Genomic DNA, 15,527 nt, shown 5'->3' on the forward strand with positions numbered 1-15,527 from the left:
GTGACCCGACAGCGGTCCTCCCTTTATCATTTAACTGCAGATAACTGACTTATTAATTTAGAATATAATTTTTCGGATTAACGGGAACGCCGTTGACACGTACTTCATAATGAAGATGCGGCCCCGTTGACCTGCCTGTGCTGCCGACAGCGGCAATTTTCTGCCCTCTTTTGACGACATCACCGATTCTAATAAATATTTCTGAATTATGGCCGTATCTTGAAATAACACCATAACCATGATCAATAACCAGCAATTTTCCATAGCCCGATTCAACACCTACAAAAGTTACCCTGCCGTCAGCGGGGGCAATAATCGGTGTGCCGGCCCTGGTTGCAATATCGAGCCCTTCATGCATTTTCCAGGTTCCAGTGAATGGTGAAACACGCTTTCCAAAGGTCGATGTCACCCAACCCCTTACAGGCCATACGGAAGGAGTCGATGCAAGGAGAGACTTTTTATCTTCCAAAAACTCCTGCAGTTCGACAAAGCTCTCTTCCTGAACCGCAGCTTCAACCTGAAGGTTTTCCAGTTCAGAGTGCATCTTCTGGATAAGCATATCTTTTCTGTTGCCATAATCAACGAGCGCGCTTTCCCCCGGACCGCCAATACCGATATACTGCTCACCAACGCCGGGTTTTTCAAGGTTTGTAATGACCCGTAACTTGGCATCGAACTGACGCAGCTTGATCATCTGCGTCTCAAGCGTTGTTATTTTATCCGCAAATGATCTTATCTGGTCTTTCTGGGCATAATTTTCTTCCCTGAGTTCCTTCAGTACCCAGATCTGATTCTTCACACCAACATAGTCGTAGGTGAGCCAGCCTAAAGCAACAACAATAGCCGCAGAAACCGCTGCAACGATCTGAACGCGCCCTTTGGACACTTTATATCTTTTAACACTGGATGACCTTTGAGGAACAACTATAACGGTATAGGAGTCTTTCCCCATGCGTCCCCTCCCTGATAATTATTTTATTCACTTTTAATATAACAAACAACGAGTTACAAGTCAAAGTTTCTATCATATACACCTATCTGTGTCAACAATTATTTAACTTTATAACAATTTATGGGAATTTTCAAATCATTATGAAAAAATTCTACCTTAAAGTTAGAGGCAAAACCCCTAATAAATAACTCTGCTCACCCCTATTTTCTCCAGAATTCGGGGATAAAAAGAATAAGGAGGGTATAAAGCTCAAGCCGTCCCATAATCATGCAAAAACTCAATATCCATTTGCCAAAACCGGGAATAGCGCTGAAATTATCTGAAGGTCCTACGGTCCCCAGACCAGGACCGATATTACCGATTGACGCTGCAACCGATGTAATAGCACTCATCATATCAAGTCCCAGAAAACTCATGATGACAATGGCAAAAACCGTAAGAATCATGTAAAGAAAGAAAAAGCCCAGGATAGCGTCCATAACCTCCGGGGATACCTTGCCCTTATTAAACTTGACATGAACGACAGCATGAGGATGGATAAGCCTGTAGAGCTCACGATAGCCCTGTTTTAATAGCAAATAGATCCTGACTACTTTAATACTGCCCCCTGTCGAACCGGCGCAACCACCGACAAACATAAGGACGAGAAGAAAGTACTTCCCTGCGTCAGTCCACTGCTCGAAATCAACAGAAGAAAAACCTGTCGTCGTCATGATGGACACAACCTGGAAAGAAGCAAGGCGAAATGCATGAAGCGATCCATGACCGTCAAAGAGAACAAGGCCCACCATGACAAGAACAACGGAAAAGATTATGATGAGAAGATAAAACCTGAATTCCTCATCTTTGATGAGTGCCTTAAAGTTACCCTTAAGAAATTGATAGTGCAGCGCAAAGTTGGTTCCCGCAAGAAGCATAAAAAAGGTAATAACCCCATCAATATAAGCGCTGTTATAAGCTTCAACACTTAGATTTTTGGTTGAAAACCCTCCCGTTGCCATCGTGGAAAAGCTATGACAAACGGCATCATAGAAACCCATTCCACCGGCCCTTAAGAGAATAAATTCGACAAAAGTAAAAAGGAGATAAACTTTCCATAATATCTTTGCCGTTTCCCCTATTCTCGGTTTTAACTTATCCGTTACCGGTCCGGGCACTTCCGCCTTGTATAGCTGCATGCCGCCAACACCGAGCAGGGGCAGAATAGCAATGGACAGGAGAATAATTCCCATCCCGCCGAGCCACTGGGTAAAACATCGCCACATCAAGGTAGCATGGTTTAATGCCTCAATATTGGTAACAACCGTTGCGCCGGTCGTTGTAAAACCGGAGGCAGACTCGAAAAAGGCATCCGTAAAACTAGCCAGGGCGCCTGACAAAAAATAGGGTAAGGCTCCGAAAAAAGCGACTATAATCCAGCCGACGGCAACAATGGCAAAGCCTTCCCTGTGGCTGATCTCCCTTTTAGGCCTTCTGGTAAATAGGAAGAGAAGGGAACCGAAGAGCATGCAGGCAACAAGGGAAGTCAAAAAGGCGCTAAAGTCCTGTTCACCATAGATTAACGATACGGTAAGGGGCAAAGACATGGAAAGGCCCAGAAAGAAAATGAGCAGGCTCATGTTGTGTAAAAGAAAAATGACTTGCACTAAAAAAACTCAACTTTAACAGTTAACGCTTTTTCAACGTCGGGAATAGAAGAACGAAGTGTAAATATTAAAACTCTGTCACCGGGAAGAATAATATCATCCCCCTTTGGAATAATCACCTTGCCCTCCCTCTCAATGGCCCCTATTATGGCGCCCCCGGGACCTTTAATATCCTTGAGCGGTTTGTTTACAATATCAGAGGTATCAAGCGCAATCACCTCTATTGCTTCTGCATTTTCCTCATGGATAGAGGTCACGGACAGGACCTTGCCTTTTCTCACATGTTGCAGAATACCGCTCACCGTGGACAGTCTCGGGCTGACAGCCACATCAATTCCAACGGTAGACATGAGAGGAATATAACCGGCCCTGTTAACAAGGGTAATTACTTTCTTTGCGCCCATCTGTTTGGCCAGAAGCGACGAGAGGATATTGGCTTCATCATCATTGGTAACAGCGATGAAGCAATCCACATTGGCAATGTTCTCCTCCTTGAGAATGGTCTGGTCCGAAGTATCCCCCTTAAGAACGACTGTCCTGGACAAATCAGATGCCAGCTTTTCACACCTTTCCTCATTTCGTTCTAATATCTTGACGCTAAGTCCTCTTTTTTCAAGATTGCCGGCCAGGTAAAAACCGATATTACCGCCGCCTGCAATCATTACCCTCTTGATCGTTTCTGCCTCAAAACCGAAGAGACTGACAACCTTGTTGACATTATCACTTTCCGTAACAACAAAAATTTCATCATCACCTTTAATAACGTCCTGTCCATGGGCAATGATAATCCTGCCATCCCTGTAAATTGCCGGGACAAGAACATTCTCCCCGGGATGAAGAAAGGAGATATCCTTCAATGCCTTTCCTTCAACAGGAGAGGGGGAACGCATTTTCAGACTAAAAAGCTTGACCTTGCCGTCGAGAAACTCTGATACAGAGCTTGCATGGGGAACATCCTGCGTTTTGAGAATAACTTTGGCTGCCTCTCTTTCCGGGCTGATGGCAAGATTAATATCGAGATGGTCCTTATCGAGAATGGTTGTATTTTCCGAGTATTCAGGATTTCTGATGCGGGCAATTTTAATGGGAACCTTCGATTGAGAACCGGCAATAAGACAGGCAATCATATTGACTTCATCACTATTTGTAACGGCGATAAGTATATCGGCCTGTTTAAGGCCCGCCTCAAGTAATGTCTTGGGATTACTGCCGCTTCCACAGACCGTTTTAATATCAAGGCTATCCTTTATTCGTTGAAGATTTGCCTCACTGGAATCGATGACGACAACATTTTTATTTTCCCGGGAAAGCCTTTCAGCAATGTTAAAGCCGACTTCGCCGGCGCCTATTACAAGAATTTCCATAGAGAAATACCTTAACAACTAAAGAATTAATGCATTATTTTGAACATAAGTTGTGAGGAATTAAAAAAAGGGGAGAGAAAAAGCCCGATCAAAGGCAATAGGAATGTCAGGAAATATTCAGCAGTTCCTTGACAACAGTCATCACATTATTTGCCTGGATAGGCTTGGTAATATAAGAACTGGCGCCGAGCGCCATGGCCCTGTCCTTATCTTCCTGGCCTCCCTCCGTTGTAATAACAACAATAGGAACTTCTTTATGGGTTGCATCACCTCTTATGAGGCTGACCAGTTTCAGTCCATCCATGACGGGCATATTAATGTCTGTCAGAACCAGGTCAAACTTGGCACTCGATATTTTTTTCAAACCGTCAACACCATCGTTCGCTTCCGTAATACTGACATCTCTCAGTCTCTTCAAAGCAAACACTATGAGTTGCCTCATAGTCGGTGAATCATCAACAACGAGTATGTTATATTGAGCCATATGGATAGTGCCTCCACAAGAGTTTGGAAATTACTTGGTCAAAAGATCCATGAATCCCTGGATCGTTGACAGTTTTCTTTCTGATTCGGAATAAAGCTTTGAGCCGAATATTGCCGTCGCGGCATGCCCCGCCAGCAAGGTAAAGAGTTCATAATCAACATCCCTGAAGTTATCCTTCTGCTGAAGGAGCTTATAAATAACGATTACGCCGATAACCCTCTCTTTAATTTTGAGAGGAATACAAACCATGGGATGAAGCGGTTCAATTTTCTCTGTTTCAGCCAGACTTTCCTTGAAATAATTTTCACCCGATTTGACGACGTCACCGATAATTCCTTCACCGATCTTGACAGGAGGAAGATCTTCCTTTTCCATTCCTTCCGTGGCGAAGGCCGTAAGCTGGTTGGATTTTTCATCAAAAAGGAGAACACCAAAAATCTCTGCGCCGACAAGATTAATAATGATCTCCATAATGATCTGTAAAACTTCTGAAAAATCAAGTGTGGAATGCAACTGGTAACTTGCAATGTAGAGGTTGGCAAGATTGTTATTCTCCTCCTCAACTTCTACATAGCGATTGGCAAAATCCTGGTTTTCCGCTTCAACTTCTCTGATCCGCTCCAGAATCTCTTCTTTTTCCTCTTCAAGCTTTTTGACTTTATCCTCAAGGACTTTAGAAGGTACCTCTTCCCCTCCACTGGCGCGAACCGCCTCTTCAAGCTCTACAATACGATACCTGAGCCGCTCATTCTCCTTGAGCAGGTCCTGAGTAAATTCAGACCCCTTTTTGAAAGTCTGAAGAAACTCATCTCCTCTATGCTCAGGAGGCTCTTTACCTTCTTTTTCATCCTTATCAGCGTCACTCATGACGGGACTCCTAAAGCTTATTTAAAAAGCACTCTGGAACTGAAAAAAATATACACCACATAAGAATCGATGTCAACCCAATCCCTTGTTATGACATAAATTAATAATTTCATGAGGAATTTTTTCAAGGGGAAGGATTTTATCAACCTTTCCCGTATTGACGGCTTCCTTGGGCATGCCATAAACAATGGCCGACTCCTCGGATTCGGCCATTACATAAGCCCCTCTTTTCTTGAGATCGATGACCCCCCTTTTTCCATCCGATCCCATCCCTGTAAGAACCAGCCCTATGGACCTGCTTTCATAATTCTCCGAAACGGATGTAAACAATTTATCGATAGAGGGTGCATAGGTATCATCCAACGATTTACCTCTTATGCGTACCAGCGTATCCTCTCCTTTACCGAATAAGGTCATATGGGTTCCTCCGGGAGCAATCAACACGCTTCCCTTGTCCAGTACGTCTCCGTCTTCAGCCTCCTTGATGCGTAAATCACTCAATCGGTTTAAGCGCTCTGCAAATGCCTGCGTAAAGCCTTTAGGCATGTGCTGGGAAACGACAACAGAAAGAGGAAGGTCTTTGGGAAGCGATGTAAATATGGACTGAAGGGCCGGAGGGCCTCCCGTTGAGGAACCGATTGCAAGGACGTCATAAGTTCCACCCTCCCGGGGAGCAATATAGTTTTGCTCTTTCTTAGCGACCCTTGAGACCCTTTGTTTAAGGGCTACCCTTTTTTTTATATTATCCATACGGAGTTCGGATACCATTCTCACCTTGGAGATAATATCCTTTTCTATATTGAGAAGGTCCCTTGATATTCTGGCCGTGGGCTTTGCCAGAAAATCGACGGCCCCAAAATCAAGCGCCTTAAAAACATTGGCATCATCATCTCTGGAACTGACGACAATGACAGGAATAGGCATTCTGCTCATTAAAAGCCTGAGAAAAGTGAAACCGTTCATTATGGGCATTTCCAGGTCAACAGTAATAATATCCGGTTTGAGTGAAAATGCTTTTTTCAGACCTTCTTCCCCATCAGACGCAGTCCCGATAACTTCAATGTGGGGCGACTTCTCAAGCATTTCGGAAATGGTTCTTCTGTTGAAGGCCGAATCATCGATAACAAGAACCCTGGTTTTCTTCATTCAACAGCCTCTTTCACAGTATGATCAGCATAAGCCGTCAGTTCCGGCTTCTGGTAAACCATATCGTTTTTCAGGTGCTTCAACTTAAATGAAGTGGTAATATTCATTAACGATTCGGAATGGCCCAGCAGCAGGTAACCGCCATCAGACAACTTTCGATAAAAATTTTCGATGACCTTCTTTTTGGTTTCAATATCAAAATAAATAATGACATTCCGGCAAAATATTATGTCCATCTCAGGAATAAGATTAATTTTTTGTGAATCAAGAAGGTTAAGCTTCCCAAAAGTCACCTTTTCCTTCACTTCATCATTAATATACAGTCTGCCCTCTTCCCCTTTATAAAAAAAGCGATCTTTGTAAAAGTCGGGCATGACTCTGAAGGAGGAACCGGCGTAGCCCCCCCGTCTCGCAACCTGGAGTACCCTCTGAGAGATGTCACTCCCGATAACCTCGACTTTCCAGTTATTAAAAAGACGGGATTCAATGAGCAGCATGGCTATCGTATAGGGTTCTTCTCCGGTGGAGCACCCGGCGCTCCATATCCTGATAGTCTTATCGTTTTTTTTCTCAGTCAGTTCAGGAAGGATTTCATCCTTAAATGCCTTGAGCTGATATTCCTCCCGCAAAAAATAGGTTTCATTTGTCGTCAGAATATCGACGATCCTGTTGAGTTCTTCGGCCTTGTCTTTATCATAAAGGAGGTAGTAATGATATTCCCTGAAGCTGTTTAACTGATGTTCATGAACTCGCCTTGAAAGTCTTTTTTCCAGAAGATATTTTGAGGAGATTTCAAAATAAAGGCCGCATTGACCGTTGATAAAGTCCCTTATTGCATAGAACTCTACTTCCGACATGACTAGGGTCTTTTCAGGATTATTGAACAAAAAAATCTCCCCGATGCATTATTAATATGAGGATAGTTTGAGCAGCGCTTCTTTCAAGGCATCCCTGACGATGGGATTATCTTCAATGGCAAGCTTTTCTTCCATCACCTTTCCAAGTCCTTCAACCTTTTTGTTTCCTAACAGGGAGGCGGCTGAAGCTCTCACATCCCAGTTCTCATGATCAAGCATTAAAATCAGTTTTTTCAGAAAGCTTTCATCATTCCAAAAGGAGAGACTTTCAATAGCAGTTTTTACAATTTCTCCATCGGCGCTTTCCATTTTTTCCATCATAACAGGACCATAGCCGGGAAGAGATAATGAACCGAGCGCTTCAAGAGCGGCAATGACGACAAGACCGATATCATCATTGAGGAAGTTTGAAATGAATGCTGCCGCTTCCTCGCCGCCGATATGGGCAAGGCCCTTTAAAGCAACGCTTTTAACCCAGATATCTTCATCCTGCAAAAGGGAAACGAGCGGTTCAAAACCCTCCCTACACTTCATTTCACCGAGGTGGCCTGCCGCCGCCATTCTTACATCCTTATCTTCATCACTGAGTGATAAAATAATATGAGCCAGGGCCTCCTCTCCTCCAAGGCGGCCCAGCGCATCAACGGCATTTTTCCTGACAACGGCATCCTCATCTCTAAGGGCATTGAGGGCAAGGTCCACATTTCCATCTTTGCCTATGGAAGCAAGTACATGCGAGGCATTTCTTTTAAAAACAGCAGAATCGGAAGTGATCCCCTCTTTTAGCAGAACAAGGACACTCTCTCTATACTTCTTTGCCAGCAGGGACAAGGCCCCTACTGCTGCCGACTGAACATCGACATAGTCATCTTTCAACAGGGGGGCGAGAAAGGGTATGGCTCTGTCATCCCCTATTTTGCCGAGCGATGAAGCGCTTGAATGCCTGACATGACCGATAGGGCTTTTCACTCCATCGAGAAGGAGACCAACCCCCTTTGACGAGCCGATTTCACCGATAAAAAAACAGATAGCAGGTTTAATCTCATCAGGACCGGAATAATAATAATCAATGATTATTTTCTCCCCCTTCATTCCAATACCCCTGATAGCCTCTGTAAGGGCAGGCATGAGCGCCTCATTAAGAGCAAAGTTTAGCAGATCAGGGATGAAGTCAATAGATTCGAGCCACCCCATAAGCTTGATCACCGCAAGCAAGACCTCTTCATTTTCAGAACTGAGGCATGACGATACCAGTTGAGGCAAGACACCGCTTTTTTCCCTGATTAAAGCCATAAGTTCTTCTTCCTTGCCAAGAGACTCAACAAGTTTAACGAGGGAAAGAAGGGCTGCCTCTTTCGTACTCCTGGATCTCGATTCGAGGCCACTAATGAGATAAGGAAGGGCCGCCTTCTCTTCAGAGTTACCGAGCGCATCAATTGAAGCTTTTCTTAAAAGGGGGTTGTCCAGGAGGGGAATAATCTCTTTAGAGGGAATATTTTTACCGATTCTGCAAAGCGCCTCCAGTGCAGAATAGCATAATAGCAGGTCTTTACTTTTTAAAGAACCGACAAGCGATTTAACGGCTTCGTCATCACCAATCCTGCCAAGATTTTCAGCAGCAGCAGATTTTACATTTTCATCAGGATCAGAAAGCGCTTTAATGAGATAAGGAGTGGCTCTTTTATCTCCGATGCCACCTAAGATATCTACAATCTGTTTTCTTAAATCGTGGTCATCATCATCGATATAGGGGAACAGCGATTCAACAACAGCCTCTCCAATACGCTCCAGTGTTTCAATAGCGGCATTCCTCATACCGGCATTATCTTCGTTGCGGAGACAGTTGATGAGCAAAGGAAGGAGTTTATCTGCATGACCATAGTCAACAAGAAGGAGCAGGGCCGCTTTTCTTACTCGCCAGCTTTCATCACCAAGGGCATTAACTAAAAGATGAACTGCCTCATCGCTTCTGACTCCCTCCATATATTGCAGTCCCTTGATACGGAGTTCTTCGTCGGAAACCTGAAGAAGGGATTTTATCTTTTCTATATCAATCATAAAAAAGGGAGCGTCATGGTTTAGAGCGTCTTTCCATGGCTGTCTATAAATTCATCGAGAGATTCTTTCAGATAGTCCTTTTTTTCCCTGATTTCCTTGGGTACTCTTTGTATGAAAAGCTTTCGGCCCTCTTCTATGTCATCTTTCAGCAAATCATAAAAGTTATTATTCTTAATGCCTTCGTTGACCAGCTGTTCATTATAAAGCGCTATATCAGAGACGATGATTCGCGCAAGACGGCTTGCCTTTTCATGGTCCTCACCATTCTCTTCGGAAGAGGATTTACTGACCTCTTTTTCTGTTTCCGCAGCAACGACAGGATCGGGCGCCACGTGGCTTTGAGCAGGCAAGGCGCCCTTCTCATCGGTAAGGGCCCATATTTTATCAACGAGCCGATCATGAATGTGATGCTTTTCTATATAGTCATCAGCGCCATATAATGAGTCGGGATTTCTTTTATACTTGGTTTTATCGTAAATGGCTGCAATAAGTATTACCTTTATTGGGGCAAGATCTTTATCAGATTTAACGGTTTCACAAACCTCGAAACCAAATACCTTGGGAAGGGCCACATCGAGCAGTACGACAGCAGGTCTCAACTCCCTGATCTTACGGAGCGCTTCCTCACCGTCATAGGCGATTTCCGGATGTATTCCGCTTTCATCGAGGAGGTCGGAGACAGTTTGGCAAAAAGCCTTACTTTCATTGGCAATGACAACGGTATGCTTTTCATTGTCGCCATTATCAGGTCCCCCCCCCTTAACCAAAAATACCTCTTTACATTTGAAACACCTGAGCTTACCACCACCATCCGGAATTTTTTCTGCGCTTACATTGAATGTTGCCTTGCAATTAGGACAGTTTATGATCATTTTTTATCGTTTTAATCATACCTTGAATTTTTTGATTTCATTGCCCAAAACTTCCGTCTGGCTTATCAGTGACTCGACGGCGTCATGCATACCGCTGACAGCGGTTCCATACTCACCGGTGAGCCTTTTTATCTCTTCAATATCTCTCACAACAAGACTGACTCCCTGGGCCTGTTCCTGGCTTGCCCTGTTTACAAAGTTGGTCATCGTCGTAATCTTTTCTATGGCCGCCGTAATCTGCCTGCCCCCTTTTGACTGTTCCTGGGTTGCCCTCTTAACATGACCGGTAGAATCTTTCATGGCCTCTGTGGCATTGACAATAAGCTCACTCCCCTTTGACTGCTCATAGGTCGCCTGGGCAATCCGCATAACGATATTGTTGACATTCTCCATAGCCTCCTTAACCTGCGTGCTCCCTTTCAGCTGTTCAACAGTCGCTGCGGCTATATGGCTGATCATATCCTTGGAACGAATAGAACCATTCAATATTTTTTCAAGAGAAGCGCCCGCCTCCTGAGAAAGATCGGCGCCCTCTTCAACTCTTTTCAAACCGAGTTCCATCGATTTTACCGCATTATCGGATTCCTTCTGAAGGGCCTTGATAAGCCCTGAAATCTCCTTTGTCGATGCGGCCGTTCTTTCGGAAAGATCCATTATTTCATCAGAAACGACAGCAAAGCCTTTCCCGTGTTCCCCTGCCTGGGCGGCGATAATGGCGGCATTAAGGGCAAGAAGATTCGTCTGTTCCGCCACTTCGTCAATTACCGTTAAAATTTCTCCGATATCGCTCGACTTTTCTCCAAGCTTCCTGATAATCTCGGCAGACTCATTAACAGAGAGTTTAATTTTATTCATCCCTTCGATGGTCTTTTCAACAGCCGCCATCCCCTTTTCGGCATCAGCAGCAGCATCCTGGGCAACGGCTGAAGAATCCTTGGCGGACCGTTCCACCTCTTTGATCGATGCGCTGATCTGACCAATAGATGCAACGGTGCTGTCTGCCGAGACGGAAAGTTCCTCGGCAGTGCCTGCCACTTCCTTGATAGTCACCGACATCTCTTCGACAGAGGCCGATACTTCATCGACGGAAGAAGAAAAATCTTCGGCAATATTGGCCACTTCATCAATAGATGCGGCCATTTCCAGAATAGACGATGATGCTTCTTCCGTCGTCGATGACAGGTTATCAATATTGGTGGCAATTTCAGAAAAGTTGGCCTTCATCTGGTCAATCGATGATGAGGTGTTTTCCGTGGCAGTGTGCTGGCTCTCGGCGCCCTCACTAACGGCCGAAGAATAGGAAGAAATAGCCATTGTCGCTTCATATATCTGGCTTGTCGTATTCTTGAACTTGCGGATCATCGCCTGGGTGTTCCCCATAAAGAGATCAAACCAGTGGCTTAGTTCACCGATTTCGTCGCGGGAAGTAATGTTGAGTCGCTTGGTAAGGTCCCCTTCCCCCATGGCTATATCCTTTAACATGACCGTCACCCGGTCGAGAGGGTCAGCAACGGCCCTGCCAAAGAGGAATGCGGCGACAGCGACAATACCGATAGCCAGGACTCCGATAATAAAGGAAATCAGCACGGCGCTATTTAAGGCTTTAGAGACGACTTCTTCATAAAGACCGACACTGACATAACCGAGAACTTTATTGGAAGAATCTTCCACAGGGATTGAAATATCATAAAACCTGCTGCCCAGATAGGTGCTCTTTTGGACAACAAACTTGTCTTCCCCCTCCTGGATAAGTCCCTCCAGCCACACAGGGGGACGTCCTTTTCCCTTTTCCGTGGCGCTGCTGTGATAAATAATTTTCCCCTTTAAATCGGTTATCATGGCGTAGCCGATATTACGATTGTCACTCTCAATTTCAGAACATTTTGCGTTCATAGCTTCAATGGAATAAAAGGCCATTCCGTAGGAGATTTCATTAATCACCTCTCTCAAAAGGCTGCTCGCATGGGCTTTCCCTTCCGATTGAAGGGCAACGGTATATCGCTTTGTAAAATCGAAGCCTAAAATGAGGGCAAATAAAATTATCACTATGGAAGTAACAAGGATCATCATTAGTGAAACCCTCGTTCTCAGCCTAACGTCAAGCATGTAACCTCCTTCTTCGATCTGGCGGAAATTAATCAAAATGCAGCTATTAACAATTAATTATCAATCAGCTTTATGGATAAAGCAAGATGTTTCTTATCTTTTTTATCAATAAAATCAATACAATACCCCCTCTATCTCTACATTTTAAAACTTTCTACCTCCTCTTTCAGTATGGCGCTCAGTTCCTTTAAGGGTTTAACAAGAGAATTCAGTTTTTCTGAAGAGTCAACATTGACCCCGGAAGATTTGGTTATTCTCTCTGTGCCTGCCACGATCTCTTCTCCCTTTTCATACTGCCGCTGCGATGCTTCCTGTATATGGTGAAGCATTTCATTAATAACTTCATAGCTTTCCGAAATCATTTCCGTACTGCTGCTTCGCTTTTCAACAGCAGAATTTACCCTCTCCATGAGTCCCCTCATATCATGCATGAGACTGTTAATTTCATTACTCCGGGAAGCTTCTTCCTGAGATTGTACGGAAATCTTCCCTATCATTGACTGAATCGTTTTAGCCGACTCGAAGGCATTTAATATACCTGTTGACTGTTCTTTCCCTGAGCCTAACAGCCCGGCCGATGCGTCGGCAGCCTTGTGAGAGCTTTCAAAAATTTTTTCGAATGTCTTTCCTGCCGATTCAGCAAGAGCAACCGACTCATCAATACTATGAAGACCTTCTTTCATTGAACTAATCCCTTTGCCGGCCCATGACTGCAGGCCGCCCACAAGTTCCTTAATGTCCTCGGTGGAAGAGGTGATCATGTTGGAGAGTTTTTCCACTTCATCGGCAACGACGGCAAAACTCTTTCCATATTCGCCGGCTTCTGCAGCAATGATTGAGGCATTTAAGGCCAGGAGCTTTGTTCTGTCCGTAATTCCATTGATAATCTCTACAACCTCTGAAATTTCATCTGACCGTTCATCGACTTCTTCCATTATTCTCGATGAAGATTCGACAATCTCCCTGCTTTGTGCAATGCCTTTAACCGTTTCTTCGACCTTTTTTGCACTCACTTCGGCATGGGCAAGCACTTTCTGAGCCAGCAGACCCGCCCCTTCATTGTTAATATTCATCTCATTAATCGCAGTGGCGACACCCTCTACCGACTTCAGGACATTTTCGCAATGGTCCTTCAGGCCTTTAATGGTCTTGGCTTCATTAATGACATAGCCCGTCATGTTACCGACCCTCAATGAGGACTTTTCAACAATCGGTTTCAATTCAGAAATATTTCTCACCATCATGCGGGCATCTTCATTAAGAAGGGCTATCTCTCCGATACTTTCTGATGACGCCATTTTAAGACTTTCAATACTTTCATATATTTCCTGAATGGAGTTTTTAACATCATTCACGGAAGAAGCCATATCATGAGACACCTCTTTTTGGTCCCGGGCAATATCTTTTACCTCGGCAGTTTCCTTGTAAATGTCACCTGCCATTTTATCGATATTTCCGGCAGAGTAAGTCAATTTGGAGATCGTATTGATAAGCCTTCCTGTCATCTCATTGATGGCCAGGGCAAGTTCATTAAATATTTCATCATCATCGTCACCTTGCCGGATATGAACGGTCAGGTTTCCCGAACCGATCTCTTTCACAGAGGCGGTAATACTTTCGACAGACCTGGAGACATGCTTTTTGGTATAAAAGTACGTTAAATACGATGCTGCGGGAACAAGCAAAAGGCCCGGCAGGAGATAAATTATGCCACTCTCAATCATTACGTTTTCTTCCTGTATCCTGATAGTTTTCCGACGCCATTAAGGGAAACCGGGAAATTAATCGGCTTTTTTCTTTTTTTTGGAAATACTCCCTTTCAGGCCTTCAATCATTACCTTTTTCGCAGATGACAGTATTTTATCGAGATCGAGAAGGACAAGGGCGTCATCTTCCATTCTGCATATGCCCTTCATATATTTCGAATCGATACCTTCAGCTATTCTAGGCGGTGGCTGAATATCCTTCAAGGGCACCCTGATAATTTCATCAACGGAATCAACGAGAATACCAATAGCCATTTTTTTCAATGCAACAATGATAATCCTTGTCTCCGTACCGGCAGTTTCAGCTTTTTCCACAGAAGCCCCGAACCTTTCACTCATGGATACAACAGGAATAAGCGCACCACGCAGATTGATAACCCCCTTAATAAAGGGGGGAACATCAGGCAAGGGGGTTATTTTGAGCGGTTTGATGATTTCCTTTGATTTCATAACATCAATGGTGTATCTCTCACCGCTTACTTTAAAAAGAATAAGCTGGAGATCGGCATCTGCAACCATTTCTTTACCTGCTTTGTCATTATTCATGGCAATCCTGAAGAAGCACCATTAATATTATCTAAAATTTATTCTCTTTTGCGCCAAATCGACGGAAAAACAAAATACAACCCCCTAATTAACTCAATGACAGTTGCATTTTAATATCAAAAATTTTTGTAAGGTTCGGAATAATAAGCAATCTCTCATCATACCTTCCCACACCTTTTAAGAGATCGGCATCAATAGAGGTGAGCATGGTAGGAGGCGCTTCCATAATACCTTTTTTTAATCTCACAACTTCCGTTACGGCATCGACAACCATTCCCATCCTGGTATCACCGCTTGAAGCAATAATGATTCTCGTTTCCGGTGTATATTCCGTCACTTCAAGAGAAAGCCTCATTCTCAAATCGAGAAGCGGAATAATAACTCCCCTCAAGGATATAATGCCCAGCATAAAGTCAGGCGTCTTGGGGACCTCTGTAATATCCATTATCTTTATAATTTCCCCCACATTGTGGATATCAACAGCATACTCTTCATCAGATAACCTGAAACAGAGAAACTCCTCAATATCATCCTCTTCCTCTTCTTCTTCCGCCTCACACTCTTCCTGGTAAAGCGCATCGAGTACACCGGAAAGAAAGTCTTCCCTTCCCGCCTCTTCAGTGAGAAGAGAAAGATCACCCCCTTCTTCACCTTCCCCGGAAGAAAGGTCGGCCAGGGCATTTTTCCGGACGCCTTCTTTACCCTCCTCCGCTTCGGCCGCAGCTTCAGGTTCTTCAGGCAATTCAAGGCCCGGGGCAAGTCCTTCCTGACTTTCTGCATCCTCCGCTTTAGTTTCAACCTTGCCCTTGCCCTTCGATTCCTTCAGCTTCTTCGCTTTTTTCCTGATTTCTACGAGGTCCACG

The 15,527-nt window shown here is 44.2% G+C and carries 13 protein-coding genes; all 13 read right to left on the minus strand.

Features of this window, described 5'->3' with window-relative positions; genetic code table 11:
- Positions 1-52 precede the first annotated feature (52 nt).
- The 13 genes from OEV42_00770 to OEV42_00830 all read right to left on the minus strand — a co-directional run bounded on the left by OEV42_00770 (position 53) and on the right by OEV42_00830 (position 15,526).
- Entirely contained in the window at positions 53-952 is a 900-nt protein-coding gene (locus OEV42_00770) for a M23 family metallopeptidase (protein MDH3972783.1), read from the minus strand.
- 200 nt (positions 953-1,152) lie between these two features.
- Positions 1,153-2,598 (minus strand): TrkH family potassium uptake protein, encoded by a 1,446-nt coding sequence (locus OEV42_00775; GenBank protein ID MDH3972784.1) that lies wholly within the window; start codon positions 2,596-2,598, stop codon positions 1,153-1,155.
- Positions 2,598-3,962: a Trk system potassium transporter TrkA gene (trkA, locus tag OEV42_00780; protein MDH3972785.1), complete on the minus strand. Its 1,365-nt coding sequence runs from the start codon at positions 3,960-3,962 to the stop codon at positions 2,598-2,600. The genes OEV42_00775 and trkA overlap by 1 nt, the downstream gene beginning before the upstream one ends.
- Positions 3,963-4,068: 106 nt before the next feature.
- Positions 4,069-4,446 (minus strand): response regulator, encoded by a 378-nt coding sequence (locus OEV42_00785; GenBank protein MDH3972786.1) that lies wholly within the window; start codon positions 4,444-4,446, stop codon positions 4,069-4,071.
- Positions 4,447-4,476: 30 nt separating this feature from the next.
- Positions 4,477-5,313 carry a GAF domain-containing protein gene (locus OEV42_00790; protein MDH3972787.1) on the minus strand — a complete coding sequence of 279 codons (837 nt, stop codon included), beginning with the start codon at positions 5,311-5,313 and terminating at the stop codon, positions 4,477-4,479.
- A gap of 72 nt (positions 5,314-5,385) precedes the next feature.
- Positions 5,386-6,459, minus strand: a complete 1,074-nt coding sequence (locus OEV42_00795) for a chemotaxis response regulator protein-glutamate methylesterase (protein MDH3972788.1) — start codon at positions 6,457-6,459, stop codon at positions 5,386-5,388.
- Entirely contained in the window at positions 6,456-7,316 is an 861-nt protein-coding gene (locus OEV42_00800) for a protein-glutamate O-methyltransferase CheR (GenBank protein MDH3972789.1), read from the minus strand. The genes OEV42_00795 and OEV42_00800 overlap by 4 nt, the downstream gene beginning before the upstream one ends.
- A 51-nt stretch (positions 7,317-7,367) precedes the next feature.
- Positions 7,368-9,374 carry a HEAT repeat domain-containing protein gene (locus tag OEV42_00805; protein ID MDH3972790.1) on the minus strand — a complete coding sequence of 669 codons (2,007 nt, stop codon included), beginning with the start codon at positions 9,372-9,374 and terminating at the stop codon, positions 7,368-7,370.
- Between the two features lie 20 nt (positions 9,375-9,394).
- The gene (locus OEV42_00810) at positions 9,395-10,246 is read right to left on the minus strand and encodes a zinc-ribbon domain-containing protein (GenBank protein MDH3972791.1); all 852 of its coding nucleotides are present in this window, start codon (positions 10,244-10,246) and stop codon (positions 9,395-9,397) included.
- A gap of 15 nt (positions 10,247-10,261) precedes the next feature.
- Complete coding sequence (locus OEV42_00815) at positions 10,262-12,352, minus strand: methyl-accepting chemotaxis protein (protein MDH3972792.1); 2,091 nt, start codon at positions 12,350-12,352, stop codon at positions 10,262-10,264.
- A 137-nt stretch (positions 12,353-12,489) separates the two neighbouring features.
- A complete protein-coding gene (locus tag OEV42_00820) occupies positions 12,490-14,076 on the minus strand; it encodes a methyl-accepting chemotaxis protein (protein MDH3972793.1) in 1,587 nt (528 codons plus the stop codon).
- A gap of 57 nt (positions 14,077-14,133) precedes the next feature.
- Complete coding sequence (locus tag OEV42_00825) at positions 14,134-14,664, minus strand: chemotaxis protein CheW (GenBank protein MDH3972794.1); 531 nt, start codon at positions 14,662-14,664, stop codon at positions 14,134-14,136.
- A gap of 88 nt (positions 14,665-14,752) precedes the next feature.
- Positions 14,753-15,526, minus strand: coding sequence for a chemotaxis protein CheW (locus tag OEV42_00830; protein MDH3972795.1), 774 nt, complete (start codon positions 15,524-15,526; stop codon positions 14,753-14,755).
- Position 15,527: the final 1 nt, after the last annotated feature.

The sequence above is a fragment of the Deltaproteobacteria bacterium genome (assembly GCA_029860075.1).
In the GTDB taxonomy this organism is placed as follows: Bacteria; Desulfobacterota; JADFVX01; order JADFVX01; family JADFVX01; genus JAOUBX01.